Origin of the sequence: Pseudoalteromonas sp. R86517 (genome assembly GCF_042466295.1) — a bacterium.
Lineage (GTDB): Bacteria > Pseudomonadota > Gammaproteobacteria > Enterobacterales > Alteromonadaceae > Pseudoalteromonas > Pseudoalteromonas atlantica.
Genome location: NZ_JAXHCB010000001.1, coordinates 2,721,258 through 2,740,838 on the forward strand (window position 1 = coordinate 2,721,258; position 19,581 = coordinate 2,740,838).

Annotated in this window: 25 protein-coding genes, 3 tRNA genes and 1 riboswitch; of the genes, 7 read left to right on the top strand and 21 right to left on the bottom strand. The window is 41.4% G+C overall.

Going from position 1 to position 19,581, the window contains the following annotated elements; all coding sequences use genetic code 11:
- Nucleotides 1–27: 27 nt before the first annotated feature.
- The 5 genes from SJY38_RS12365 to SJY38_RS12385 are packed head-to-tail and all read right to left on the bottom strand — an operon-like array spanning nucleotide 28 to nucleotide 1,848.
- Nucleotides 28–618 (bottom strand): SAM-dependent methyltransferase, encoded by a 591-nt coding sequence (locus tag SJY38_RS12365; RefSeq protein ID WP_377109871.1) that lies wholly within the window; start codon nucleotides 616–618, stop codon nucleotides 28–30.
- Between the two features lie 9 nt (nucleotides 619–627).
- Nucleotides 628–1,023: a hypothetical protein gene (locus SJY38_RS12370; RefSeq protein WP_377109872.1), complete on the bottom strand. Its 396-nt coding sequence runs from the start codon at nucleotides 1,021–1,023 to the stop codon at nucleotides 628–630.
- Between the two features lie 2 nt (nucleotides 1,024–1,025).
- Complete coding sequence (locus tag SJY38_RS12375; RefSeq protein WP_377109874.1) at nucleotides 1,026–1,298, bottom strand: hypothetical protein; 273 nt, start codon at nucleotides 1,296–1,298, stop codon at nucleotides 1,026–1,028.
- Nucleotides 1,299–1,309: 11 nt separating this feature from the next.
- Nucleotides 1,310–1,564, bottom strand: coding sequence for a pyocin activator PrtN family protein (locus SJY38_RS12380; protein WP_024608339.1), 255 nt, complete (start codon nucleotides 1,562–1,564; stop codon nucleotides 1,310–1,312).
- On the bottom strand, nucleotides 1,561–1,848 hold the full coding sequence (locus SJY38_RS12385; RefSeq protein ID WP_309168324.1) for an AlpA family phage regulatory protein: 288 nt from the start codon (nucleotides 1,846–1,848) through the stop codon (nucleotides 1,561–1,563). The genes SJY38_RS12380 and SJY38_RS12385 overlap by 4 nt, the downstream gene beginning before the upstream one ends.
- Before the next feature lie 162 nt (nucleotides 1,849–2,010).
- Between SJY38_RS12385 and SJY38_RS12390 the strand changes: the two genes are divergently transcribed.
- Entirely contained in the window at nucleotides 2,011–2,475 is a 465-nt protein-coding gene (locus SJY38_RS12390; protein ID WP_309168323.1) for a helix-turn-helix transcriptional regulator, read from the top strand.
- Between the two features lie 27 nt (nucleotides 2,476–2,502).
- On the opposite strand, the gene SJY38_RS12395 is transcribed toward SJY38_RS12390, so the two are convergent.
- The 3 genes from SJY38_RS12395 to SJY38_RS12405 all read right to left on the bottom strand — a co-directional run bounded on the left by SJY38_RS12395 (nucleotide 2,503) and on the right by SJY38_RS12405 (nucleotide 4,621).
- On the bottom strand, nucleotides 2,503–3,627 hold the full coding sequence (locus tag SJY38_RS12395) for a hypothetical protein (protein WP_377109875.1): 1,125 nt from the start codon (nucleotides 3,625–3,627) through the stop codon (nucleotides 2,503–2,505).
- 97 nt (nucleotides 3,628–3,724) lie between these two features.
- Nucleotides 3,725–4,069, bottom strand: coding sequence for a hypothetical protein (locus SJY38_RS12400; protein ID WP_377109876.1), 345 nt, complete (start codon nucleotides 4,067–4,069; stop codon nucleotides 3,725–3,727).
- Nucleotides 4,070–4,621, bottom strand: a complete 552-nt coding sequence (locus SJY38_RS12405; protein WP_377109877.1) for a hypothetical protein — start codon at nucleotides 4,619–4,621, stop codon at nucleotides 4,070–4,072.
- A gap of 496 nt (nucleotides 4,622–5,117) precedes the next feature.
- Here SJY38_RS12405 and SJY38_RS12410 point away from each other — a divergent pair, with 496 nt between their 5' ends.
- A complete protein-coding gene (locus SJY38_RS12410) occupies nucleotides 5,118–5,483 on the top strand; it encodes a LexA family protein (protein ID WP_377109878.1) in 366 nt (121 codons plus the stop codon).
- A gap of 40 nt (nucleotides 5,484–5,523) precedes the next feature.
- On the opposite strand, the gene SJY38_RS12415 is transcribed toward SJY38_RS12410, so the two are convergent.
- The 3 genes from SJY38_RS12415 to SJY38_RS12425 form a co-directional block, all read right to left on the bottom strand.
- Nucleotides 5,524–6,069 (bottom strand): hypothetical protein, encoded by a 546-nt coding sequence (locus tag SJY38_RS12415; protein WP_377109879.1) that lies wholly within the window; start codon nucleotides 6,067–6,069, stop codon nucleotides 5,524–5,526.
- A 56-nt stretch (nucleotides 6,070–6,125) separates the two neighbouring features.
- On the bottom strand, nucleotides 6,126–6,623 hold the full coding sequence (locus SJY38_RS12420) for an ImmA/IrrE family metallo-endopeptidase (RefSeq protein ID WP_377109880.1): 498 nt from the start codon (nucleotides 6,621–6,623) through the stop codon (nucleotides 6,126–6,128).
- 421 nt (nucleotides 6,624–7,044) lie between these two features.
- A complete protein-coding gene (locus SJY38_RS12425) occupies nucleotides 7,045–7,665 on the bottom strand; it encodes a MarC family protein (protein ID WP_004589061.1) in 621 nt (206 codons plus the stop codon).
- A 94-nt stretch (nucleotides 7,666–7,759) separates the two neighbouring features.
- On the opposite strand from SJY38_RS12425, the gene SJY38_RS12430 reads away from it, so the two are divergent.
- From SJY38_RS12430 to SJY38_RS12440, 3 genes are all read left to right on the top strand, one after another.
- A complete protein-coding gene (locus tag SJY38_RS12430; RefSeq protein WP_029773280.1) occupies nucleotides 7,760–8,194 on the top strand; it encodes a transcriptional repressor in 435 nt (144 codons plus the stop codon).
- Nucleotides 8,195–8,266: 72 nt separating this feature from the next.
- Nucleotides 8,267–8,734: a chemotaxis protein CheX gene (locus SJY38_RS12435; RefSeq protein ID WP_029773279.1), complete on the top strand. Its 468-nt coding sequence runs from the start codon at nucleotides 8,267–8,269 to the stop codon at nucleotides 8,732–8,734.
- Complete coding sequence (locus SJY38_RS12440) at nucleotides 8,731–9,159, top strand: secondary thiamine-phosphate synthase enzyme YjbQ (RefSeq protein ID WP_377109881.1); 429 nt, start codon at nucleotides 8,731–8,733, stop codon at nucleotides 9,157–9,159. The genes SJY38_RS12435 and SJY38_RS12440 overlap by 4 nt, the downstream gene beginning before the upstream one ends.
- A 186-nt stretch (nucleotides 9,160–9,345) precedes the next feature.
- Here SJY38_RS12440 and SJY38_RS12445 read toward each other — a convergent pair.
- The 4 genes from SJY38_RS12445 to orn all read right to left on the bottom strand — a co-directional run bounded on the left by SJY38_RS12445 (nucleotide 9,346) and on the right by orn (nucleotide 10,692).
- Nucleotides 9,346–9,421, bottom strand: a tRNA-Gly gene (locus SJY38_RS12445).
- Between the two features lie 119 nt (nucleotides 9,422–9,540).
- Nucleotides 9,541–9,616, bottom strand: a tRNA-Gly gene (locus tag SJY38_RS12450).
- 118 nt (nucleotides 9,617–9,734) lie between these two features.
- Nucleotides 9,735–9,810: transfer RNA gene (locus SJY38_RS12455), tRNA-Gly, on the bottom strand.
- A gap of 336 nt (nucleotides 9,811–10,146) precedes the next feature.
- The gene (gene orn / locus SJY38_RS12460; protein ID WP_004589057.1) at nucleotides 10,147–10,692 is read right to left on the bottom strand and encodes an oligoribonuclease; all 546 of its coding nucleotides are present in this window, start codon (nucleotides 10,690–10,692) and stop codon (nucleotides 10,147–10,149) included.
- A 125-nt stretch (nucleotides 10,693–10,817) separates the two neighbouring features.
- Here orn and rsgA point away from each other — a divergent pair, with 125 nt between their 5' ends.
- Together rsgA and asd are read left to right on the top strand one after the other, a co-directional pair.
- Complete coding sequence (gene rsgA / locus SJY38_RS12465) at nucleotides 10,818–11,876, top strand: small ribosomal subunit biogenesis GTPase RsgA (RefSeq protein WP_004589056.1); 1,059 nt, start codon at nucleotides 10,818–10,820, stop codon at nucleotides 11,874–11,876.
- Nucleotides 11,877–11,891: 15 nt separating this feature from the next.
- A complete protein-coding gene (asd, locus tag SJY38_RS12470) occupies nucleotides 11,892–12,770 on the top strand; it encodes an archaetidylserine decarboxylase (RefSeq protein ID WP_004589055.1) in 879 nt (292 codons plus the stop codon).
- 263 nt (nucleotides 12,771–13,033) lie between these two features.
- Here the strand turns inward: asd and SJY38_RS12475 are convergent, their stop codons facing one another.
- From SJY38_RS12475 to thiC, 6 genes are read right to left on the bottom strand one after another with little or no spacing between them, the layout of a single operon-like run.
- The gene (locus tag SJY38_RS12475) at nucleotides 13,034–13,783 is read right to left on the bottom strand and encodes a HesA/MoeB/ThiF family protein (RefSeq protein ID WP_377109882.1); all 750 of its coding nucleotides are present in this window, start codon (nucleotides 13,781–13,783) and stop codon (nucleotides 13,034–13,036) included.
- The gene (gene thiE, locus SJY38_RS12480; protein ID WP_377109883.1) at nucleotides 13,776–15,302 is read right to left on the bottom strand and encodes a thiamine phosphate synthase; all 1,527 of its coding nucleotides are present in this window, start codon (nucleotides 15,300–15,302) and stop codon (nucleotides 13,776–13,778) included. The genes SJY38_RS12475 and thiE overlap by 8 nt, the downstream gene beginning before the upstream one ends.
- 13 nt (nucleotides 15,303–15,315) lie before the next feature.
- The gene (locus tag SJY38_RS12485; protein WP_004589052.1) at nucleotides 15,316–16,107 is read right to left on the bottom strand and encodes a thiazole synthase; all 792 of its coding nucleotides are present in this window, start codon (nucleotides 16,105–16,107) and stop codon (nucleotides 15,316–15,318) included.
- Between the two features lie 4 nt (nucleotides 16,108–16,111).
- Complete coding sequence (gene thiS / locus SJY38_RS12490; RefSeq protein WP_096739084.1) at nucleotides 16,112–16,306, bottom strand: sulfur carrier protein ThiS; 195 nt, start codon at nucleotides 16,304–16,306, stop codon at nucleotides 16,112–16,114.
- 7 nt (nucleotides 16,307–16,313) lie between these two features.
- On the bottom strand, nucleotides 16,314–17,315 hold the full coding sequence (locus SJY38_RS12495) for an FAD-dependent oxidoreductase (RefSeq protein ID WP_377109885.1): 1,002 nt from the start codon (nucleotides 17,313–17,315) through the stop codon (nucleotides 16,314–16,316).
- A 55-nt stretch (nucleotides 17,316–17,370) separates the two neighbouring features.
- Nucleotides 17,371–19,323, bottom strand: a complete 1,953-nt coding sequence (thiC, locus tag SJY38_RS12500) for a phosphomethylpyrimidine synthase ThiC (RefSeq protein ID WP_054982298.1) — start codon at nucleotides 19,321–19,323, stop codon at nucleotides 17,371–17,373.
- A 142-nt stretch (nucleotides 19,324–19,465) separates the two neighbouring features.
- A riboswitch (TPP riboswitch) is annotated at nucleotides 19,466–19,570 on the bottom strand.
- Nucleotides 19,571–19,581 lie beyond the last annotated feature (11 nt).

Here is a 19,581-nt window from a genome sequence, read left to right on the forward strand (position 1 = left end):
TAGTCCTTTGGGTGTTGTTTTTGGGTGTTAAATTACGAAAAGCTCAGGGGCTAGCTCGTATCCTTTGCAAAATACAAAGTGGGCGTATTCTGTAGAATCGGTTTTACTTGGCTTTTGTGGGTCAAAGCCTGGGCGTTTGCTATGCACATAAACCGCAGCTAATGGCAGTTTTTGCCACATAGGTTTTCGCTTTTGGCTACCTAGCCAATTAAGGCGTTGCAGCATAATGACTAAACCGCCCTCTTTAACCATTTCAAGTGCGTGTTCGGTAAACTCTTGGGCTTTGTTGAAAGGTGGATTTGTGATGATCATGTCGTATTTACGCGATTCATAACTAGGGACGTTTAAAAAATTTACGCCTGTTAAGTTAGCGCGTGAGTCTTCACGTATATCCCAGCTATTAACATTAAATCCGTGCTTTTCTAATACGGTTGGGTAGCTCATTTCGTACTTGTCGCAGCCGCCTGCGCTTGGGTCTAACATTAACGGGTATGCTTGTTCGTCAAAATTAAAGCGGCAGTTTTCGCTAAACGCTGCTAAAAAATCTTCAATTAACCAATGCGGTGTTACGTAGTAGTCATCTGCATTGCGCTGGGTTCCGCGATTAGTTGAGCTCATGATCAATCCTTAGTGTGAACTAACAGTTAGGTGGGAGTAGCTGGTTTTTGCAGACTCAGCAGGCGCATTTTGCAAAAACTTAGCCGGTGCCATGGCGTTGGCATCAACAAATGCTTTAACCAGTTCTTGCAACTGCAAAATGGCTTTGTGAATTTTTAAGCGGGTATCGGCGTTAAAATTGGCAAAGCCTTTTTCAAGGTCATGGCGCTTTAGGCCTGCAGCAAAACACACTATTGTTCGCTCTTGCTCGCTTAACACTTTGGTGTATACGTACTCTGGTGTGTGGCGTTCGCTACCCATTAGCGCTTTTATTTCAGCTAAGCCTTTTGGTATGTGGCGCCCTTCTACAGCTTTTAATGGCGCTGGTTGTGCGTTCTCGGTGTGTTTAACTAATGCATTTGCCATGGTTATACCCCTTGTGCTTGTTGCTGCGGTTTAGATAAAGCTTGTGTTTTTAACCAGTACACGGCTTTTTGTATGGTTTGGCTTTCGTTGCCGTGGCAGTAAATAGGTAATGGCAACTCGCCAACAAAGGCCTGTAAGCACGGTTCAAATTCAACTGATTGGCAGTTAACGGCGTCTTTCGTGCTTATTTTGCACGTAAGTAAATACTCAGCTTTGGCAGCTAAATTAGGTAATGCGTTATACGTGGTTTGGTCAAATACTTTATATGTGCTCATTGCCTTTGCTCCTAGTTATTAACGCTTTGCCATTCTTTTTGGGCTGCGTCATAACGGGCCTGTAAATACGCGCCTAGGTCGTTTACGTTTACCATGGTGGGGGCACGTTCTGAGTCGCGAATTTTAAATGTGGGTATGGGTAACTGCGCAGCCTTTGCTTTTTGCTCGGCTGTTTTAAACTTAAGGCCTAAATATTCCTCACAAATGTCTTTAAGCGGAACCGCTGGGGTGTTGTATATCGCTAAAAGTGCAAAGGTCATGTTCATGCTGCAGCGCCTTCACCTAATTTTTGTGCTTTAATTTGCTCGCCGTACTCTGCATAAAAATGATTGGCATTCATTGAACGCCACAGATTTATGTCTGATTCAAGCCAGACCGCACTGCGGTGTGATACACGATGCGACTTAGGGAACATGCCTTTATTCATTAGGTAGTACAGGTGAGAAAGTGAAATACCGCACATTTCGAGCACTTGTTTACGCTTTAAGAAGTTTTCATCAGGGCCAACTACTTCACCCTGTAAGTTTTTTCTGTATTTTTCAGTATCCATAATTGACCTTTATCTTGATTCGTTTGGTTCCTAAACGGACTATAATTGTGCTAACCTTTATTGTTAGGGCACGTTATTAAGCCCAATCACATAAAGAGAATACAAAAAGAACCACTTGGTACACTATTGTATCTGGGATAATATTAGGATCTTATAAGAACCATGTCAAACACTATTGGGCTTAAAATTAAAACTATTCGTGAATCACTTCATTTAAGTCAGGCTAAGTTCTGCGAATTGCTTGATATTGGGTTAAGTGGTTACAAGAAGTATGAGGCTGGAATCTCTGAACCTGGAGCTGGTAATTTAGAAAAAATTGCTAATCACCCACAGACAAAAATGTATTTAATGTGGTTGTTTACAGGTGAAACTAATCCTGCAGCTGGACAAATTGCTCCAGGAGATTTAATCAGTCAACAAGGCCTGTTGGATGAAGAAGAGTTTGAAAAAGAGTTTATTGATACTTCAATTAAATCGTTAATGATGTTCTTTCATCTTGATTGGTTTAGGGTAAACCCAGATAAAAAGATTGATATTAACGACTGTGGTAAATTGTTGCTAAAAGACTTAAAGCCTGTGATTGACGCCCGCGCAAGCAAGCCCGCCAATAGCCAAAAAACAGCATAAAAAAAGCCCGCATTAAGCGGGCTTTTTTTATGTGCTAAGAGCGGTTCTTGATAGATTTGTAAATTTGCTATATCCATCACCAGTTATAAGTAATTGTAAAAATTCCATTTGATTACATTGATAGCGCTGATAATAGCTGTACTTTTTACTTTCAAGTTTATACACATCGAATACGACACTACCGAGATACATTTTATTGCTATCATTGTCCCAGCCCATTTGATCGCCATATTGGACTTGTACTGTGATATTGCTATTTTTAGCTACAAAGTTATCACCCATTTTAAATTTTAGAATTGGGCCTTGTGTCCAGACCATGTATCCCTTTTTATCTTTTTTTCGCTCTTCAAATTTAATATCTAATGCATCTCTGAAAGCATAACAGACACTAAAATACCAATTGCTATTATTTAACGTTCCCTGACTAAGGGCGGAGTTATAATAAACAGTAGGTAAGCTTGCCACCTCTCTTTTTATTTTTGCTTTATCGCCACTAGGCCACATTGTTTTTAGATGCTTTAACTCAGCAATTTCTTTAAATTCAAATTCTATGTTTGGTTTATTTAATAATTCTTTACACCATATGAAGAAGCGTTCAGCGGCTTTGTTTAAGGTTCCATAAGATATAGCTGATTTTTTTTGCTTGTTACGTGCAACCCAGTTTTTGGTTCTTTTTATTGTTACTTCTTCAAGCTCGCCTGATTCATCGTTAAGTATAAGCTCTGTTCTATATTCTTCGTAGCATAGTTCTAATTCGGGTGTTTTTTTAGGGTTCCCGTTTTTAAATACCCCATAAATCAAAATTGCTTTCTCAGCTTCTTTAAAATCGATATACCATAGGTTAGAAGGGAAATGAGGATAGATAGCGCCAAGTACATCAGGTAATGTTTGTTGTGGGTCTACTTTAACCTGTTCGATTATTTCTGAGGAACGATTTGTAGTTAATGAGCCATCATCGTTTATGACCTGTATCCTTTCAATAAGAAAAGTTTTAAGAGCGTTAGTTGTGTAGCACTTAGCCCTAACTTTATTTCCTTTTATACTAATAGGCCCAAGCACTCGTGACTTACCATTCATGCTGCCACCGTGGTAAATTGCACTTATTTTTTGCTTATTATCAATTGCATTTTGAATTATCTGTTCTGCTTCCATGACCTTCCCTTTTCAATGAAGATCATAGGTTAATCTGTATCCAATAATTGAACAAGCTGGGGATTTATACAGGTATTAAAAAACCCGCATTAGCGGGTTATTTAACAAGTTTGAATACTGGCCGTTCTTGTGAGGTGGGTAAATTAGTTGGCTTTTTAAGTGCTTGGTTTCTAAAAATAGTGGCACGTTTTTGTACCGCATTCATTGATTCTATTTTATCCCAGTTATCTGTGCGCTCTATTGTGGCGCCTAAATCCATAACTATGGAATACGCTACGCCGTAATCGGCTTGTTGGGCTGCTGTTCCCTCTGGCATATAGTGCTTTATTTTATGTTTAAGCGCGGTTTCTATGCCTGTTGTGTTTTGGCCGCGCACTATAGCAACTCCAGTTATACACAAGGCCATTGTTAAACAGATAAACATAACTATGAGTAACGGCATTTAAATTCCCTCTTTTGTTAGTAGGCCAGTAAATTTTTTAGCTGGGTAAATAGCAACTACGCCGAGCGATAATATGTTAAGCGCCACCACACTAAAGCTATAAGCTGGTGACAGCATGCTGCTATCTAGCAGGCCACGCATGATAAATTGTATTAGCTGCACAACCGATTGAGCTAGTGCAAGGTATAAGCAAAGCCGCGCTGTTGTTGAAAACGTGCAACCCCTAATGTTATGCATAAAGAATAGCGCTATGACAAATGCCATTGAACAACTAAACATGGTGAAGTAAAAAAACTGCCTGAGTGCTAGCTTGCCCATTTCTATTGTAATTATGTATTGAGCTAAGTTTGAACTTACAAAGTGAAATACCATTACTGTAAGTGCAGCAATAAAGCATGAATGCATTGTGTGATCATCAATTGATTTTAAATTATTTTTACCACCAAAAAATAACGCTAAGCGGTGCTTGTTAAGCGTTACTAGCAAGTAAAGAATAACAAGCACTTCTAGCGCTCTTATTGTCCAGTCTGTAGCAGTTATAAAATCAATCATGTGTTTTCCTTGGTGGTGTAATTAACCAGCAATAATGCTGGTTAATGATTTGTGCTGGCTTAGTTTAATTTTGGTGGCTCTACCCCGCCGCCACCGCCGCCATTGTCCTGAGTATCTTCACCACCACTTACCTGCGCTGATAAAAGTACTGATTTTCCGTTTACGTGTTGCTTGTTCATAACTTAATCCTTTTTTTGTTAAAAGAGCTCTGTTTAGGAGTCAATTTCATTGTAATGATAAAAATGATAATAGCAATAAATAATACTGTATAAGTAACCAGTTAAAACTTTCGAACAAATTGATTTAAAAGGCTTTATTGGTGTAAATATTTACACCATTTTGTAGTGTAAAATTGGGCGAAATCGACTTAACTTTTAGAGGTGGCAATAACTTACGTATTTTGTTGAAATTAAAAAAATCTTCCGAACATTTTTTTAATATTGGCTTAAATAGGGCTAAAATTAATTTAAATTATTTTTATAAATAGGGTTATTTGATGGTTGATTCTAATGTTGATGTGGGCCCAGGCATAAAAGAGCTAGAAAGCGATTTAGATAATAGCCTTATAACTGACGCTACTTTTATTGGCCGTGCCAGTGGCAACAGTATGGAAGGGGTTGGTATTTTCAGCGGGGATTTATTGATTATTGATAGGGCCGCAAAGGTTAAACACGGCGATGTAATTGTTGCTGCTTTAAATGGACTGTTCGTTTGTAAAATAGCCGACTTAAAAAACAACCGGCTGTTATCTGCTAACCCCGATCACCCAGCGGTAAAAATAACTGAGCATGATGAATACAACGTTGAAGGTGTTGTTGGCCAGTCAATTAGAATGCATAGAGCGAGTAATTTGTTGGGGTAAAGTTTTTGAGCATTAAAAAACCCGCATTAAGCGGGCTTTTTTATTTAATTTTGCTTTTTATATAGTTAGCTAAAGCCATAAATAACTCACTTGCAGGGCCAGCAAGTGCCACATTTGGATTGTCTTCATTTTGTTGTCGGCTATGGAAAGAGAACTTAACAATGGTCAACAACAAGGTTAAGCCAGTACCTAGTATAAATGCAACTAAAGTTATGATTGACCCTGAGTAAAGCATTTTATTACCCATACTTTCTGATTCTTCTTTTTTAACTTCGCTGTTTGCTTTTTCACTTTTATTTACAGGCTTTGTTTCGGTAACTTGTTTTTTTGGTTCCGCTTGATGCTCAACAATCTTTTCTAATGAATATTTGCTAACTTCCAGCCCTGTTTTTAAGAAACATACAGCTAACCCCATGGCAATAATAAAACCAAAAACCTTAAAACCTAGATATACTTTTTCTTCAAGCACGTTGAATTTAATTATTGCTGAAGTTTGCTCATTATTGATATTAACGTTTTGACTATTTGTGCCACTATTTACATCACCAGCTATGTCAAACCCTGAACTATTATTTTCATCAGACATAAAAAAGCCCTTCATTTAAAGGGCTAGATTATATTAATAATTTATCCGACTCAACTTTAGATTGTTAGGTAACCCAAGTTCTTCAAACGATAATACATTGCGGCTTCTGAAACGTGGAAAATCTCCGCAAGCTGCTTGATATCACTAATGCGTTTAACAAATAACATTGTTTTGATTGCATCAAGCGGCATTAGTAATTGTGCAGCAAAGTTGTTTGCTTCACGCTCTTGCCATACAGGTGAGTTTGAATTAAAAGTATTAGAATCATCTCGAAAGCATGGATTTTGTGGATTAACGTGGTTAAGTACGTGATGCCCTAACTCATGTGCCATAGTGAAACGCTGACGGTTTTTAGACTCAGAGTTGTTATAGTGAATAACTCTAAAGCCGTTACTGTCAATTTCTGCAAGCCCACTTAAGCCACTATTTTCAGAGTTCCACGGATTAAGAACACTTACTTTAATACCTAACTTACTAGCTATGTACTCAACATTTACAGGTAGATGCCAGTCCCAGTTGGCATCAAGTATATTCTTGACTGCTGGCAATTCCATAATAAACCTCACGACAAAAACAGCCATAATTGGCTGTTAACTAATAAATAAGACTACTAATATTAAGAATAGTTGCATAAACAAGGTAAGCAACTTAAATGATGTATATGTTTAGTTAAGTAAACTTTATGTGTGTAAAGTAACTGAAGTTAAGTACCCAGTCAATTAAATATGACACAAACTGTGTTATATCGGGACCCCCTAAAACTAAAAAGGTGACCCTATAGTCACCCTTACATACTAATAACCCTTTAAATACCTAGTTATCAGTCCAATCAAGCATGGGTGCAACAGAAAAACGTCTGTTTAACGTTGGATTATCTAATGTGCGTTTTTGCAATGTAAAAGCCTCGGGGATTATAAGTAAATGCGCCCATAAAAAGGCGCTGTATTCTACACAAAAGCCTAATTAGCATCAATGTTAGCTGTATATTTGTAAACCAAAATAATGCGCGATACCGTTGAGTATATTTGTAACTGCCACAGAGCTTAAAATTAACCCCATGATTCTACTTATAATACTTGCGCCACTGTCGCCTATTAATTTATGCACATGATTTGCGAGTAACAACAGCACAAGCACAACAACTAATACAACCAACATCATCGACGATGTAGTAACTTGCTCAACCCACGTGTATTCTTCGTTGCGGGTCATCAGTACTGCGCCAAGCATGGCGCCTGGGCTTGCTATAGAGGGAATGGCTAGCGGAAAAATAGCGGTTTCTGTGCTGTCGCGCACACTTTTAATCTCAGACTCGGGCTTACTTTCACCAAAAATCATTGAAAGCGCAAAAATAAGCAGGACTATGCCCCCCGCTATTTGAAACGCCGACAGCGGTATTTCAATTGCATTTAATAGCTGCTCACCGGCAATAACAAAAAAGAGTAAAACCACAGCGGATACACCCACGGCCTTAAAAACAACTTTTCGTTTAAACTTTTCATCTTCCCCTCGTGTCACAGCAATAAATACAGGCACTGTACCTATAGGGTCTATCACCGCAAAAAAGAAAATAAATATAGCTACCAGTTCATGCATTAATGGGGTTCCTAGATAAAAAGTGTTTAATAAAAACGCTGCAAGTACAACACAGTATGTTAGTATATCACGGTAGCGTAAGGATAAGAGAATGATGAATATAGAATCACTCGTAAGTAAAGCAAAACAAGTTTGTGACAACCGTGGTGCGCGTTTTACGCCTATCCGCGAAAAAGTATTTCGCCTATTAGCTAGCGCCCAAGGCGGCGTTGGGGCGTACGATTTACTTGAACAATTAAAAGTAACAGAAACAGGCGCAAAACCTGCAACAATTTACCGTGCGCTAGACTTTTTATCAGAGCTGGGCTTTATTCACAAAATAGAAAGCACCAATGCATTTATGCTTTGCCATCACTTTGATCATATTCATCCTGTGCAGCTATTAATTTGTGACAGTTGTGGCTTTGTAAAAGAGCTGCACTCTACGGTTATTTCTCACGAGCTAAACAACTTAGCAGCAGAAAGCGGCTTTGTTGTATCAGGGCAAACTATTGAAGCACACGGTAAGTGTGAGTCTTGTAGAAGCTAAACCCAAAGTTTGTTTTAAAGCTATACTCATATTTAGATAGCCACTTTAGCACCAATTTTAAGAGTACCTAACATGAATGTTGAGTTCATTAATCCATTTTTATCTTCTTTGATCAATGTGTTATCTACAATGGCACAAACCGAGTTAAAACCAGGTAAGCCGCGTATAAAAACAGACGAAGTCGCCTGTGGCGATGTATCTGGTTTAATTGGCATGGTGGGCGCGCAAACTCGTGGCTCATTTTCAATTACCTTTGATGAAAACTTAGCTCTGACTATCATGGAACGCATGCTTGGTGAGCGCCCTGACAACATAGACGATGAAGTAACTGATATGGTTGGGGAAATTACTAATATGGTTACCGGTGGAGCTAAAAACTTACTCGGCGAAAAAGGCTATGACTTTGATATGGCTACGCCAATTGTAGTTGCAGGTAAAGGCCACACCATCACACATAAAAGTAAGGGCAAAAAAATAATCATGCCATTTAGCTGTGATGCAGGCGATGCAAATATAGAAGTTAGCTTTGATAAGTTATGAGCTGGCAACAAACTCAAATAACTTTAAAACCGCGCGCTCGAGGATTTCATTTAATTGATGATGAAATACTCGCGCAGCTGAGCGAGCTGGCTAATTATAAAGTTGGCCTATTACATTTGTTTATTCAGCACACATCGGCAAGTTTAACCATAAACGAAAACGCCGATCCTACAGTGCGCATAGATATGGAAAGCCACTTTAACCATTTTGTTCCCGAGCGCCAGCCTTACTATCGTCACGATTACGAAGGTGATGATGATATGCCAGCCCATATAAAAACCAGTACGTTAGGGAGTGAATTAAGTATTCCTATAAGCAATGGGCGCTTAGCGCTAGGTACATGGCAAGGTATTTACTTAGGTGAGCATCGCGACGCTGGCGGTGCAAGACGTATTATAGCGACCTTGCAAGGCGAAACCTTTTAACCTTGTATTGACCTCCCCTCCCTAGCTTTTACCCACGCCACTTCGCATTATTTAAAACCCTTTATATCGCGCGGCGGCATGCGGCCACTCGTGCGTATAATATTTATAAATAATTTTCGTAGCTATAAATCAGATCAAGATATTGTTTTAAAGAAGTGTTTATTTTAGTGGGATATTTAGAGAGATTGGAGCGGCACACGAGGCTCGAACTCGTGACCTCGACCTTGGCAAGGTCGCGCTCTACCAACTGAGCTAGTGCCGCTTTATAGATTGTCAGTAATTTGTCCGTTGGTGCGCGACAGGTCGCGTCCTACATTCTGGCAACTGAACTAGTGCCGCTTTATATTTTATTCAATACTTCAATTTCTTTTGGTGAGAAATTGGAGCGGCACACGAGGCTCGAACTCGTGACCTCGACCTTGGCAAGGTCGCGCTCTACCAACTGAGCTAGTGCCGCTTCATAGTTAGTCAGTAATTTGTCCGTTGGTGCGCGACGGGTCGCGTCCTACGTTCTGGCAACTGAGCTAGTGCCGCTTTATATTTTATTCGATACTTCAATTTCTTTGGTGAGAAATTGGAGCGGCACACGAGGCTCGAACTCGTGACCTCGACCTTGGCAAGGTCGCGCTCTACCAACTGAGCTAGTGCCGCTTCATATTTAGTCAGTAATTTGTCCGTTGGTGCGCGACAGGTCGCGTCCTACATTCTGGCAACTGAGCTAGTGCCGCTTCATAGTTAGTCAGTAATTTGTCCGTTGGTGCGCGACAGGTCGCGTCCTACATTCTGGCAACTGAGCTAGTGCCGCTTCATAGTTAGTCAGTAATTTGTCCGTTGGTGCGTGACAGGTCGCGTCCTACGTTCTGGCAACTAAGCTAGTGCCGCACTTACTGATGGTATTTAAACCACTCAAACACACCAACCCCGCGAGGGTTATCGTCTTGAGCGGGGCAGGATTCTACAATAATCTAATGTGTTTGCAAGTGTTTTTTACAAATTAAAGAATTTTTCTCTATACACCTTTAATTCCATAATAGAATCTTTAATGTCATCGAGAGCTAAATGAGAGCCTTTTTTATTTACCTGTTCTAGTACCTCAGGCTTCCAACGTCGGGCAAGCTCTTTAATTGTGCTTACATCTAAATTTCGATAATGAAAAAAGTCTTCAAGCTCGCGCATATACTTATTCATAAAGCGTCTGTCTTGACCTATTGAGTTACCACACATCGGTGATTTACCCGCAGGTACCCACTGCTTTAAAAAATTAAGCGTTTGTTCAACCGCATAAGCTTCATCATATGTACTGGCTTTACAACGGGCCGTCAAACCTGATTTCCCATGCTGTGTAGTACACCATTCGTCCATGCCATCTAACAACTCATCACTTTGGTGAATAGCTATAGTAGGCCCTTCCGCGAGTATATTTAAATCGGCATCAGTTACTACTGTTGCAATTTCGAGTATTTTATCTGTGGCCGGCTCAAGTCCAGTCATTTCCAGATCAAGCCAAATTAAATTAGATTCATTAATAGTCATAGTAACCTTAAACAGTGCTTTTCTTTAGATCCAACGCATTTCGATATATCATATTAGCATCAACCGTCGAGCTAAAGCTTTTTTATACGCAAAGCCGACATTTAAACCAAGGTTATAGGCCAAAAGTGGCAAAACAGAAAAAATTAAGTAAAGGCCAATCTCGCAGGATCAAGGCTAATCATCAAAAGCGCTTAAATAATGCCGATACAAAATTGGCAAAAGGTGGCGCACAAGAGTGGCAAACAGATAATCTGGGCGCAACCGAAAACGCTGTCGTGATCAGCCGTTTTGGCCAACACGCCGATGTAGAAACACAAGAAGGTGACGTATTACGCTGTAATATTCGCCGTACCGTTACTAACTTAGTGTGTGGTGATGAAGTACTATTTCGCCGCGCAAAAGTAAGTGAAGGCGACTTAGCGGGTGTTATTGAAGCAACACAAGAACGCCGCTCACAGCTTACGCGTCCCGACTTTTACGATGGCGTAAAAGTAATCGCTGCAAATATTGATCAAATTTTAATGGTCTCAGCGGTACTACCAGAGTTTACGCCCAGTATTATCGACCGTTACTTAATTGCCTGTGAAGACATGGGTATAGAACCTATTTTAGTACTTAATAAAATCGATTTAATCGACGACGAAGGCCTAAATGAAATTCAAAAAGTACTCGATATTTATCGAGGCCTTGGTTATCAGGTACTGCTTGTAAGTAGTGTAACCGGCGAAGGCATAGATGATTTAAAAAACGTACTGGTTGATAAAAATAATATTTTTGTTGGTCAAAGTGGCGTAGGTAAATCAACCTTAGTTAACACTGTGCTTCCTGATGCCGAAATATTAACTAAAGAAGTATCAGAAAACAGTGGCTTAGGGCAACATACCACCACTGTATCGCGCTTACATCACCTACCAAGTGGTGGTAACCTAATTGACTCACCGGGAATACGTGAGTTTGGTTTATGGCACTTAGATGTTGAACGGGTAACCTGGTGCTTTAAAGAATTTAGAGAGTTTATAGGTGGATGTCGTTTTAGAGACTGTAAGCATTTAAACGACCCAGGCTGTATAATTCAACAAGCGGTAGCCGATGGCGATATTTCGCAATTGCGATTCGACAGCTACCACCGTATTTTAGAAACAATGGCCGATGGCCGTGCTGGTGCACGCGCACCTCGCGTTTAATTTAGGAAACAATCTGTGAGTTTAGACAAATTTAAAATTGCAATGCAGTATGCAATGCCAAAGCACTTTATTTCACGCGTAGTAGGTAAATTAGCAGCAGCAAAAGCAGGTGCTTTAACTACAACGCTCATTAAACTATTTATTAAACAATATAAAGTAGACATGAACGAGGCTTTGTATGAAGACCCAGCGCACTACAAAACGTTTAATGAGTTTTTTACTCGCCCATTAAAAGACGGCGTGCGTCCAATGGCGCAAGGCGAGAACGTAATTACTCACCCTGTTGATGGTGCTATTAGCCAACTGGGCGACATTGTTGATGGGCAGCTAATACAAGCAAAAGGTCATGACTACAGTCTACAAGCACTATTAGGTGGCTCTGAAGATGATACAACACCATTTTTAGGCGGAAAATTTGCTACCATTTATTTAGCGCCAAAAGACTACCACCGTATTCATATGCCTATAGACGGCACACTAAGTAAAATGATTTACGTACCGGGCGACTTATTTTCGGTAAACCCGCTTACAGCGCGCAATGTCCCTAATTTATTTGCTCGTAACGAACGTGTAGTGGCTATTTTTGAAACCGAAATTGGCCCACTTGCTATGGTACTAGTAGGCGCAACCATTGTAGCCAGCATAGAGACCGTTTGGGCAGGCACAGTAACACCACCCGCCGGTAGCGATGTGTTTAGCTGGAACTACCCTACTAAAGGCGAAAACGCCATTACCCTTAAAAAAGGTGAAGAAATGGGCCGCTTTAAACTAGGCTCAACAGTGGTATTAGCATGGGGTGCAGATAAAGCAGACATTTTAGACGACCAACTGCCAGAAACAGTAACGCGTTTAAACACCGCATTTGCAACAATTAAAGAAAGTGAAGAGCTGTAAGCTTTAAGCTGTAAGTAAAAATAAATATTAAGCACCGCGTTTACCATAAACGCGGTGCTTTTTTATTGGTAGGCGTGAAGCTTGCTCACGCCAAAAATAAAAAGCGTAAATAGATTTTATATCAACGCGCCAGCAAGCAAGGCGCCTATAGATTAATTAAACTACGATGCTAATTTTAGCTGTAGACGTAGAGCTTGCTTACGTTAGAAGCGCAGCTTCTCATGGCTTAACCCCGAGTTTAGCCCCGCGAATTACCGCATACTTTATTCACCGCACTCTTTACAGTTTATGTCTTTAATCATTTTAAAATGCTGTTGCTTTAAGCTCAGCGCATCAAAGCTGATAAACACACTACCTTCAACATGCCCTAGCAGCATATTAAGCGTAAGTTGTGCCTGCATAGAGCCTATAATTCCTAACAGTGGGCTTATTACACCCGCATTACTACAATTTACAGCAGGAGCGGCGTCACTTTTTGCAAAAACACAGCCATAACATGGGCTATTGTTTTGCCTAAAATCAAAGCCCATAAGTTGCCCACTACTTGCAATCGCGGCACCTGCAATTAAAGGCAACTTATGAGTAAAGCAATAACGGTTAACACTGTAACGTGTGGCAAAATTATCAGAGCAATCAAGTACTATGTCGGCATTTTTTAAAAGCTCCCCTGCGTTGTTATCATCAAGCTTTTTACAATGCGTCACTATTTCTATTTGATTATTAAGACTTGTTAATACTTTGCCAGCGGCGGTGACCTTGTTTTGCCCTAAGTGATTAATTTTATATAGCACTTGGCGCTGCAAGTTAGAAAGCTCAACCGCATCATCATCTATTAAAATAAGCGTACCAATACCTGCCGCAGCTAAATACAAAAGTGCAGGGCTACCTAGCCCGCCAACTCCCACTACTGCAACGGTGGCTGCTTTAAGTGCTAACTGCCCTTCTAGGCCCACTTCTTTTAATAATAAGTGGCGACTATAACGCAGGGTTTCTTTATCGCTAAGCTTATTCATTAGGCTGATTTATAGCACTTTTTAGCGCACTAATTGCAGCAATATAATCATCCGATTCACTAATCGCGCGTACAACCGCAACACTGCCTACTCCTGTACTTGCAACCTCGCTTGCGCGGGTTAAATCTATGCCGCCAATGGCAACTGTTGGGTAGCTTTGCATTAATGGCACACACTTTTTAAGTTTATCGAGACCTTGTATTTGGCCGCTCATATCTTTGGTCGTGGTTGGGTAAATAGCACCAAATGCCATATAACTTGGTCGGTAGTTGTGCGCACGTAACATTTCGTAAAAACCATGGGTAGAAAGCCCAAGCCTTAAACCTGCTTCTTTAATTGCTGCTAAATTAGCGGTTTCTAAATCTTCTTGGCCTAAGTGTACGCCGTAGGCACCGTGCTTTATTGCCAACTGCCAGTAGTCGTTTATAAATACGTGAGCGTGGTACTTTTTGCCCAGCTCTACCGCCTGCTTAATTAATTCATCAAGCTCAAGGTCGGTTTTATTTTTAATGCGAAGCTGCGCCGTAGTAATACCTTGCTGCAAACATTTATCTAGCCAATCTATGCTATCGACCACAGCATACAAGCCCAACTTTTTGCTCTCACAAGGTGCAAAATCAGCCGCCATATTAAATTCAAGCGGCACATCAAAATCAAGCTCATCGCCAAGCCAGCTGCCAGGCTCAATTACTTGCGGGTAGTCATCTAACTGTGTAGGAAAAGCAGTATGTGCAACAGGGCCTATTCCTTCGCCGTATCTAACCGACTGCTTTAAGCCCTGGTTTATATAAGCTTTAGCTAAAATAAAAGCATCTTTTAGAGGGTAGTCTTTTGCTAAACATGAGGCAATAACCGAGGCCATACTACAACCTGTACCATGACTATGAGGGCTTTGAATTTTTTTATTACCAAGCCAATACTCTTCGCCGTTTTGTGTGCAGTAATCAATACAATAACCTGTTGGGTAATCCCAGTGCCCGCCTTTAATAACAACCGCTTTTGCGCCCCAGCTTAATAGCTTTTTAGCAGCGTCTTTCACGGCGCTTGGGCCAATTAAATATACGCCTGTTAATAATTGCGTTTCGTGCGTGTTAGGCGTTATTACATCCACCAGCGGCATTAAGCATTCTTTAATGGCACTTACGGTATCTTCTTCAGTTAATACATCACCACTTGAAGCAATTGCAACGGGGTCGTAAACAATTACAGGCGGTACAGGCCATTTAGCTTTATAATGCGCTATATGCTCGCTTATTAATTGAATTTGCTGCACATTAGCCAGCATGCCAATTTTAATTACTTTGGTTTTCATATCGCTTTCGAGTGCGAGTAATTGCGATTCAATAATATCGGTAGATACCGCGTTAATGGCCTCTACACCTAAGCTATTTTGCGCCGTAAGCGCGGTAATTGCAGTACAGCCATGCACGCCAAAACTTTGCATTGCTTTTATATCGGCTTGAATGCCTGCGCCACCACCTGAGTCTGAGCCTGCAATTGTCCACACTAAATTATTCATACTCTTTATTTCCTTACTGCTGATGCCAAAACGGCATACCCATTGTAGGGGTTGAGGGGGCGGCTAAGTCTTTTTCAGGCATTGCTTTGGCATTATACGCAAAGCGCCCAGCCTCTACCGCGGCTTTAAATGCACGGCTCATCGTAATTGGGCAGCCAGCTCCTGCTATCGCTGAATTTAATAATACCGCATCATACCCTAATTCAAGTGCTTGGCAGGCATGCGAAGGCAAACCAAGCCCTGCATCTACAATTAAAGTTGTGTTAGGTAAGCGCTCACGAATTGTTTTTAAATTATAACTATTTAAAAGCCCTTTACCGGTGCCAATAGGCGCCCCCCATGGCATAAGCACTTCACACCCTAGCTCATTTAAACGCTGGCAAAGAACTAAATCATCGGTGCAATAGGGCAATACTTTAAAGCCATCATCAATTAATATTTTTGTGGCTTCTAACAATGCGAATGGGTCGGGTTGTAAGTTGTAGTCATCACCTATTAGTTCAAGCTTAATCCAATCGGTTGCAAATACTTCACGGCACATTTTAGCAAGTGTTACGGCTTCTTTTACACTGTGGCACCCTGCGGTATTAGGCAGTATTTTAAGGCCTGTGTTTTTTATAAGCTGCCAAAAGTCATCCCCTGCGGCAGCGCTTTGCTGGCGCCTTAATGACACCGTTACTATTTGCGCACCAGAGGCTTTTATAGACTCTTCCATCACCGCTGGAGAGGGATAAAGCGCCGAGCCTATTAATAAACGGCTATTTAGTTGCTCGCCATAAATAGTTAAGCAATCGTTACCTTGCATAATGCTACCCACCTTGAATAGGCGATAACAACTCGATGCTATCCCCTTCGTTAATTGTGGTGCTGGCATGCAGACTTTGTGGAATAAATTCGCCATTTAGTGCCACCGCAAATGGAGGCTTTGCACCAAAATTTTGTAATACATCAACAAGCATTGCGCTTTTAATAGTTAACAGCTCACCATTAATTGTTATAGTCATTTATTACTCACCCTATTTGAGATAACGCATCAGCCACTAAGGCGGGCCCTAACATGTAGCCATGACGATATAAGCCATTAATGCTAATTACGTTACCTGTTTTTAAAACCGCAGGGCGGTTATCGTTAAATGCGGGGCGTAACCCGCTTTGAATATTTAACAGCCGTGCTTCGGCAAACCCGCTGTGCACAGTGTAAGCCGCCGAAAGTAGCTCAAGCGTGGAGCGTACTGTTGCAGGGCCGCTATCATCAGACTCTATTTCAGTTGCACCAATTACATACTCATTATTTGGTTTTGGCGCTATATAAATTGGGTAGCGCGGGTGCATTAAACGCACCGGCCGCGTTAAATTAACCTCAGGTGCATGTAATCTAGCCACCTCACCGCGTACCCCTCTAAGGGGTTTATTGCCTTTAGCACCTAAGCCACGACAGTCAATAATGTAATCAAACGCGCGGTTATTCACCTCGCCGTTTTGAATGCTAACGCGTTGGTTAAAAACAAACTTAACCTTACGTTTATTAAGCATGGTAAAGCTTGCTTTATAAAAGGCCTGGTTATCTATTTGCCCTTCGCAGGGTAAAAACATACCTTGGTTAAAACGATTAGCTAATTCGGGCTCTAACTGTGTTATTTGCAGAGCATTTAACGCCTGCGCGCTGTGCCCTGCTATTGGCTTTATTCGCTGACTAAAGCTTTGTAAGTCACCTTTATCTTGCTGGTGCGCCACAACCAGCGTGCCTTTTTGCTGATAAAAAACCTCGCCTTCAAGCTCGCTCACTATCTCTGGCCAGCGCTTGAGTGAATTTAGCCCCATGATGGCTAAATCTGTTTCACACAATACCGACTCAGCAAGCGGAGCAAGCATTGCCGCAGCCACTTTACCGGCACTATTTTGTGTGTGTTCGTCACTGGCTTCAAACACGGTTACATGATGCGACTTACTAAGCTCGAGGGCAGCTAAGCGCCCTGCTAAACCAAACCCCACAACAGCAATGTTGTAAAACATAAAACCTCCTTTTAATAAAAGGCTAGCAGCCATAAGCCGCTAACCTGTTATTGGCTTATATTGCTTTGTGGTAAATTTCTGAGCCCGTTTGTTTAAACTCTTCAGATTTCGCTTTCATTTGCGCTTCTACATCAACCATTTTGATCTCAATTGCATCACCAACATTGTTAGGATCGATCCCGCGTGATTCGAGATCTTTGGCGTAATCGCGTACCTCTTGGGTAATTTTCATTGAGCAAAATTTAGGGCCACACATAGAGCAAAAGTGCGCTACTTTGCCAGACTCTTGCGGTAGGGTTTCGTCGTGATATTCACGGGCACGTTCTGGGTCTAAACCAATGTTAAATTGGTCGTGCCATCTAAATTCAAAGCGCGCTTTAGATAACGCATTATCGCGCTCTTGAGCGCCGGGGTGGCCTTTGGCTAAGTCGGCCGCATGCGCTGCAATTTTGTAGGTAATTAGGCCCTCTTTTACATCTTCTTTATTGGGCAAACCTAAATGCTCTTTTGGTGTTACATAACACAGCATGGCACAGCCGTACCACGCTATTTGTGCAGCGCCTATACCCGATGTTATATGGTCGTACCCTGGTGCTATATCGGTCGTTAATGGGCCTAATGTGTAAAAAGGCGCTTCGCCACAATGCTCTAATTGTTCATCCATATTGGCTTTAATCATATGCATTGGCACATGGCCTGGGCCTTCAATAAATACTTGTACATCGTGTTTCCACGCAATTTTTGTAAGCTCCCCTAACGTACGTAGCTCACTAAATTGTGCTTCGTCGTTGGCATCAGCAATCGAGCCTGGACGAAGGCCATCTCCGAGCGAAAAACACACATCGTATTGTTTTAAAATTTCGCAAATATCTTCGAAGTGCGTATATAAAAAGTTTTCTTTATGATGCGCTAAACACCACTTAGCCATAATTGAGCCACCACGCGATACAATGCCGGTTACTCGCTTTGCCGTCATTGGCACATAACGCAGCAATACACCGGCATGAATAGTAAAGTAATCAACGCCCTGCTCGGCTTGTTCAATTAACGTATCGCGAAATATCTCCCAAGTTAAATCCTCGGCCACTCCGTTTACTTTTTCTAGCGCCTGATAAATTGGTACCGTGCCAATGGGCACAGGCGAGTTACGTACTACCCATTCACGGGTTTCGTGAATGTAACGCCCGGTTGATAAATCCATTACGGTATCGGCACCCCAGCGGGTAGACCACACCATTTTTTCTACTTCTTCTTCGATTGATGAGCTTACAGATGAATTACCAATATTCGCGTTAACTTTAACTAAAAAGTTACGGCCAACTATCATGGGCTCGGTTTCGGGGTGGTTAATATTATTTGGTAAAATAGCGCGACCGCGGGCTATTTCGTCGCGTACAAATTCAGGGGTAATAAAATCGGGAATACTCGCCCCAAACGATTCGCCTTTATGCTGTGCTGCTAGCAGCTCTTCTCTAATTTGTGCACGACCCATGTTTTCGCGTATGGCTACGTATTCCATTTCTGGGGTAATAATGCCTTGGCGAGCATAATGCATTTGCGTCACGTTTTTGCCTGCTTTACCACGGCGAATTTTAGGTAAATGATCAAAGCGAATATGATCAAGACCGTCATCGGCCATACGTTGCTGAGCAAATTGCGAAGTGACCGAGTCGAGCACTTCAGTGTCGTTGCGCTCTTTTATCCACTGCTCACGAAATTTAGGTAATCCCTTACGTACGTCTAACTCAAAGTTAGGGTCGGTATACGGGCCTGATGTATCGTAAACACGCAGTGGATCGTTTGGCTCATACACAGGGTTTTGCTCATCGCCACCAATAAACGTATCGCTTAATGTAATTTCGCGCATACCCACGCGTACACCGCTTTGGCTGCCCTCAACATACACTTTTTGTGAGCTTGGAAATGGCTGACCCGTTAAATTATAAATGTAATCTGACGCAGCAGCGCGCGTTTCTCGACGTGTAGACTTATTTGTAGTGTTTGACATGACTTACCTCATTGCTAAAGGGTTGTCTTGTCAGATATTCCATAAGGAATAGAGAAAGATCGTAAAGCAGTGGTTACGCTGCTTTGCGGCCTAAAATGGCTAGTTATTTTGTTGTGCGCATAAAAAAGACGCACAAGCGTCCCATTTTAGGCAGCTTGTTCCCTACGCAGGTTTTAACCTGATCAGGTTCACGGATCCCGCTTTCGCGATCTCAGCCTTAATATTTAAGGCACTCCGACAAGTAAAATTATGTTCGTT

Coding starts and splice junctions, on each gene's coding strand:
- SJY38_RS12420 (WP_377109880.1), bottom strand. CDS start 6,623: ATGGAATTGCCAGCAGTCAAGAATATACTTGATGCCAACTGGGACTGG.
- SJY38_RS12435 (WP_029773279.1), top strand. CDS start 8,267: ATGAATGTTGAGTTCATTAATCCATTTTTATCTTCTTTGATCAATGTG.
- SJY38_RS12385 (WP_309168324.1), bottom strand. CDS start 1,848: ATGGATACTGAAAAATACAGAAAAAACTTACAGGGTGAAGTAGTTGGC.
- SJY38_RS12425 (WP_004589061.1), bottom strand. CDS start 7,665: ATGCATGAACTGGTAGCTATATTTATTTTCTTTTTTGCGGTGATAGAC.
- thiE (WP_377109883.1), bottom strand. CDS start 15,302: ATGAATAATTTAGTGTGGACAATTGCAGGCTCAGACTCAGGTGGTGGC.
- SJY38_RS12375 (WP_377109874.1), bottom strand. CDS start 1,298: ATGAGCACATATAAAGTATTTGACCAAACCACGTATAACGCATTACCT.
- SJY38_RS12415 (WP_377109879.1), bottom strand. CDS start 6,069: ATGTCTGATGAAAATAATAGTTCAGGGTTTGACATAGCTGGTGATGTA.
- thiS (WP_096739084.1), bottom strand. CDS start 16,306: ATGACTATAACAATTAATGGTGAGCTGTTAACTATTAAAAGCGCAATG.
- SJY38_RS12440 (WP_377109881.1), top strand. CDS start 8,731: ATGAGCTGGCAACAAACTCAAATAACTTTAAAACCGCGCGCTCGAGGA.
- SJY38_RS12475 (WP_377109882.1), bottom strand. CDS start 13,783: ATGAATAAGCTTAGCGATAAAGAAACCCTGCGTTATAGTCGCCACTTA.
- SJY38_RS12410 (WP_377109878.1), top strand. CDS start 5,118: ATGGTTGATTCTAATGTTGATGTGGGCCCAGGCATAAAAGAGCTAGAA.
- SJY38_RS12390 (WP_309168323.1), top strand. CDS start 2,011: ATGTCAAACACTATTGGGCTTAAAATTAAAACTATTCGTGAATCACTT.
- thiC (WP_054982298.1), bottom strand. CDS start 19,323: ATGTCAAACACTACAAATAAGTCTACACGTCGAGAAACGCGCGCTGCT.
- SJY38_RS12405 (WP_377109877.1), bottom strand. CDS start 4,621: ATGATTGATTTTATAACTGCTACAGACTGGACAATAAGAGCGCTAGAA.
- orn (WP_004589057.1), bottom strand. CDS start 10,692: ATGACTATTAATGAATCTAATTTAATTTGGCTTGATCTGGAAATGACT.
- SJY38_RS12395 (WP_377109875.1), bottom strand. CDS start 3,627: ATGGAAGCAGAACAGATAATTCAAAATGCAATTGATAATAAGCAAAAA.
- SJY38_RS12380 (WP_024608339.1), bottom strand. CDS start 1,564: ATGAACATGACCTTTGCACTTTTAGCGATATACAACACCCCAGCGGTT.
- SJY38_RS12400 (WP_377109876.1), bottom strand. CDS start 4,069: ATGCCGTTACTCATAGTTATGTTTATCTGTTTAACAATGGCCTTGTGT.
- SJY38_RS12495 (WP_377109885.1), bottom strand. CDS start 17,315: ATGTTTTACAACATTGCTGTTGTGGGGTTTGGTTTAGCAGGGCGCTTA.
- SJY38_RS12365 (WP_377109871.1), bottom strand. CDS start 618: ATGAGCTCAACTAATCGCGGAACCCAGCGCAATGCAGATGACTACTAC.
- SJY38_RS12485 (WP_004589052.1), bottom strand. CDS start 16,107: ATGCAAGGTAACGATTGCTTAACTATTTATGGCGAGCAACTAAATAGC.
- SJY38_RS12370 (WP_377109872.1), bottom strand. CDS start 1,023: ATGGCAAATGCATTAGTTAAACACACCGAGAACGCACAACCAGCGCCA.
- SJY38_RS12430 (WP_029773280.1), top strand. CDS start 7,760: ATGAATATAGAATCACTCGTAAGTAAAGCAAAACAAGTTTGTGACAAC.